General features: G+C 73.3%; 3 protein-coding genes. 1 reads left to right on the top strand and 2 read right to left on the bottom strand.

Annotated elements, in window-relative coordinates; genetic code table 11:
• Positions 1-211: 211 nt before the first annotated feature.
• Together ACGFS9_RS20540 and proS are read right to left on the bottom strand one after the other, a co-directional pair.
• A complete protein-coding gene (locus ACGFS9_RS20540) occupies positions 212-808 on the bottom strand; it encodes a hypothetical protein (protein WP_393255000.1) in 597 nt (198 codons plus the stop codon).
• A gap of 261 nt (positions 809-1,069) precedes the next feature.
• Positions 1,070-2,494, bottom strand: a complete 1,425-nt coding sequence (proS, locus tag ACGFS9_RS20535) for a proline--tRNA ligase (RefSeq protein WP_393254998.1) — start codon at positions 2,492-2,494, stop codon at positions 1,070-1,072.
• 199 nt (positions 2,495-2,693) lie between these two features.
• On the opposite strand from proS, the gene ACGFS9_RS20530 reads away from it, so the two are divergent.
• Positions 2,694-3,551 carry an SAM-dependent methyltransferase gene (locus tag ACGFS9_RS20530; protein ID WP_393254996.1) on the top strand — a complete coding sequence of 286 codons (858 nt, stop codon included), beginning with the start codon at positions 2,694-2,696 and terminating at the stop codon, positions 3,549-3,551.
• The last annotated feature ends 340 nt before the right edge of the window (positions 3,552-3,891 follow it).

Genomic DNA, 3,891 nt, shown 5'->3' with positions numbered 1-3,891 from the left:
GGGGGGGGGGGCGCCCCCGCCCCCCCGCCCCCCCCCCCCCCGGGCGCCGCGGGGGGGGGGGGGGGCCCCCCCCCCCCCCCCCAGCCCCCCCCCGCCCGACCCGCGCGCACACCGTCTCCCCCACCGCCGCGGAGCGGTGGGGGAAGGCACGGTCGCCCGCGGGCCGCGTGCGCTGTCCGGCACCCACGAGATGCCGGTGTCGCACCCGGGATCAGCCCGCCGCCGCTCCGACCACCTCCGGAATCCGGAAGGGCTTGCCGCATCCGCCGCACACGATCGGCGCCTGCGCGAGGACCGACGGGACGACGCGGACGTTGCGCCCGCAGTCGCAGACGGCCTTCACGCGGACGCCTCCTCCGGAGGAGCCGTGACGGGCGGCCGGACCGCGGAACGACCGGGCGGAGTCGGCGGCGGTGGCGGCCGTGTGGGCCTTCAGCGCGCGCTGGAGCCGCTCGATCGTCGGACGGTAGCGGCGCTTGGCCTCGGGGTTGAGCGTGACCAGGGAGAAGCCGCTGCTGGGATGCGGCTCCTCGGGATGGTCGAGACCCAACTCCTCGGCGATCGCGAGGAACCTGCGGTTGTGATAACGGCCGGCGCGCGAGGTGTCGCGGACTCCACGGGCGGCGGCGATGCCGTGGACTGCTTCGTGAAGCAGTCGTTCGAAGGAGAGTTCGTGCCCGCAGGCGGACGACGACTCCCCGATCAGGGACTCTGGCGCGGCAAGATCGGGCAGCTCGGGGTGGTGCCGCTGAATGTCGGCCCACGCCCCTGCCAGCTCTGCGGCGAGAACAGGTGGTGTCGTGCTCACGTAATGACAACGAGCGTGGGTGCCTCTGTGTTCCTATTCCGGGGCATCCCAAATAATTTGCACGTACCCGTCAGTTGCCGCTGATGCGTCCCGACGAGGGCGGGTGCGCTGATCTGCGGAGAAGCATCACAGCTCATACCAAGGCGGTACGTAGGGTCACGTACGCCGCGGCCCGTAGGCGGGCCCGGGGTGCCGGGGCGACCGCTGCCGGCGGATGCGCAAGAGGTGTTTCGGCCGCCGTCGCGTGAGGCTCGGCAGGGCTCAGTAGGCGCGGGCGACGACGGCGACGTTACCGGGTGCGTCGTCGCTGTCGGGCACCGACCCGTCCTCCGCGACCAGACAGCGCACGGTCACCGCGTGCTCGGCGAGCGCGGCCTCATCCTCTTCGCCGAGGTCCGCCCACGGAATGCGCGCCCAGCCGCCCGCGAGGGCCGCCTCCACGGCCGCCCCGACCGTCGAGACGTCCGCCGTGCGCGCCGCCCGGCGTTCGCGGGACTGCCTCAGCAGCAGCGCCTGGTCCTCCTGAAGGATGCCGGGGACCCGGGCGGCGAGGGCGTCGAGGGCGTCGAGGGCGACGGGTTCCTTGCCGCCGGGGATGCGGCGCGCGAGCACCGCGGTGCCGCTCTCCAGGTCGCGGGGGCCGACCTCGACCCGCAGCGGGACGCCCTTGAGCTCCCAGTCGACGGCGCGGCGCCCGAAGGGGGTGTCGGTCCGGTCGTCGACCTCGGCCCGTACGCCCGCGGCCTTCAGCCGATCGCCGATCTCGTGGACCTTGGCCAGAACCGCCTCGTCCTCCCTAATCGCGAGGACGACGACCTGGACCGGGGCGAGCCGCGGCGGCACCCGCAACCCGTTGTCGTCGCCGTGCGACATGATCAGGCCACCGACCATGCGGGTCGAGGAGCCCCAGGAGGTCTGCCAGACGAGTTCCCGGCCGCCGTCCCGGGACAGGTACCGGGTGTCGAACGCCTTGGCGAAGTTCTGCCCCAGCTCGTGGCTCGTGCCCATCTGGAGCGCCTTGCCGTCGCCCATCATGCCTTCGAGGGTGAGGGTGTTGATCGCGCCCGCGAACCGTTCGCTCGCCGTCTTGCGGCCGAGGAGGACGTCCATGGCGAGGACGTCGGTCATGAAGTCGGCGTACACCCGCCGGTGGATGTGCGCGGCGTAGTCCCGGGCGTCCTCGTAGGTGGCGTGGGCGGTGTGGCCCTCCTGCCAGAGGAACTCGGTGGTGCGCAGGAACACCCGCGGGCGCATCTCCCAACGGACCACGTTCGCCCACTGGTTGATCAGCAGCGGCAGATCGCGGTAGCTCTGCACCCACTTGGAGAAGTACTCGTTGACGATCGTCTCGGAGGTGGGGCGGACGACGACCGGCTCCTCCAGCTCCTTGCCCCCGCCGTGCGTGACGACCGCCAGCTCCGGGGCGAAGCCCTCGACGTGCTCGGCCTCCCGGGTCAGATACGACTGCGGGATGAACAGGGGGAAGTAGGCGTTCCGGGCGCCCGCCTCCTTGATGCGGGCGTCCATCTCCTGCTGCATCCGCTCCCACAGGCCGTACCCGTACGGCCGGATGACCATGGTCCCGCGCACCGGGCCGTTGTCGGCGAGCTCGGCCTTGGCGATCAGGTCCTGGTACCAGCGCGGGTAGTCGACCGCCCGGGGCGTGAGAACGGGTGCCTTTGCCATGCGGCGATGGTACGGGCCCACGTTGCCGGAAGGTGAATTGTCGCGGCGTTCGCGGCCGGGAGGGCAAACGGGCCCCCGCGACCCCTGGACGGCACGACGAGCGCGGAGTTATCTGACATACGGGGGGAGTGCGGGCCTACGGCGCGGGGGCGAAGGAATCAGGCCCGGCGGCAACTCTCGGCTGATTGGGGCACTTTCGATGACACCGACACTCGTGCGGCAGCACCTTCCTCACGCGGGCCCACCGCCCCGCACGGACCGGGCTGCACGCGCGCGTGACTGGGCCGAGATCCAGGAGCGGATGCTGGTGCCGCTCTACGAGGCCGTCCACGAACGGCTCGAAGTGGGCGGCGGGACGCGGCTGCTCGGTCTCGGCTGCGGGGCGGGACTCGCCCTGCTGATGGCGCGGGCCCGCGGCGCCTCGGTCACCGGGGTGGACTCCGCCTCGCCCGAGCGGCTGGCCCTCGCGCGCGCACGCCTGCTGCCCGGCGATGGGGGCGCGCGGGAGCACCCGCGGACCCGGCTGGTCGCCGGACCGCCCGGCGACGCGGCCGTGCCGGGCGCACCGCCGTACAACCTGGTGACCTCCTTCGAGCCGATCGGCTGCGTGGCCGGCGACTCCGAGGAACTGACCGCACGGCTCGCCGCCGCGGCACCACTGGCGGAGCGGGGTGCGCCCGTGGTGCTGGTCGGCTGGGGCCCGCCGGAACGGTGCAGCACGTCGGCCGTGCTGCGGGTGGCCCGGAAGCTCGCCGACCCGCTGCGCCCGGCGCCCGGCTGGCGTGCCGCGCGCCGGGACGACCTGGAGGACGTCGCCCAGCGGGCCGGCTTACGGCCGGACGGTTCGGGCCGGGTGGCGTGCCCGTTCGGCTACGCGGACGTCGACAGCGCCGTGCGAGGGCTGGTGTCCACGGGGCTGTTCGACGCGGCGGTCGAGGCCACGGACCAGGCACAGGTGGACAAGGAAATCGCCGAGGCGCTGCATCCGCACCTGCGCCGGGACGGGACCGTCTGGATGCCGAACGTGTTCCGGTACCTGATCGCCCGGACGGCCTGAACGCCAGGTCCCGTCCGGACGATCCGGCGCACGGGTCCCCGGACGGTCCCGGTTCACGGACCTCCGGACGGCTCCGGTTCACGGGCCTCCCGACGGTCCCGGCGCACAGGTCTCCAACGGTCCCTGTTCACGGGCCTCCCGACGGCCCCGGCGCACGGGTCACCGGACAGCCGCGGCGCACGGATCTTCGGACGATCCGGTACACCGGTCTCCGAACGGTCCCGGTTCCCGAGCCTCCCGACGACCCCGGCGCACGGGTCACCGGACAGCCGCGGCGCACGGATCTTCGGACGATCCGGTACACCGGTCTCCGAACGGTCCCGGTTCCCGAGCCTCCCGA

The organism is Streptomyces sp. NPDC048566 (assembly GCF_043199735.1).
In the GTDB taxonomy this organism is placed as follows: Bacteria; Actinomycetota; Actinomycetes; order Streptomycetales; family Streptomycetaceae; genus Streptomyces.
This window is presented reverse-complemented; position numbering and strand designations above follow the sequence as displayed.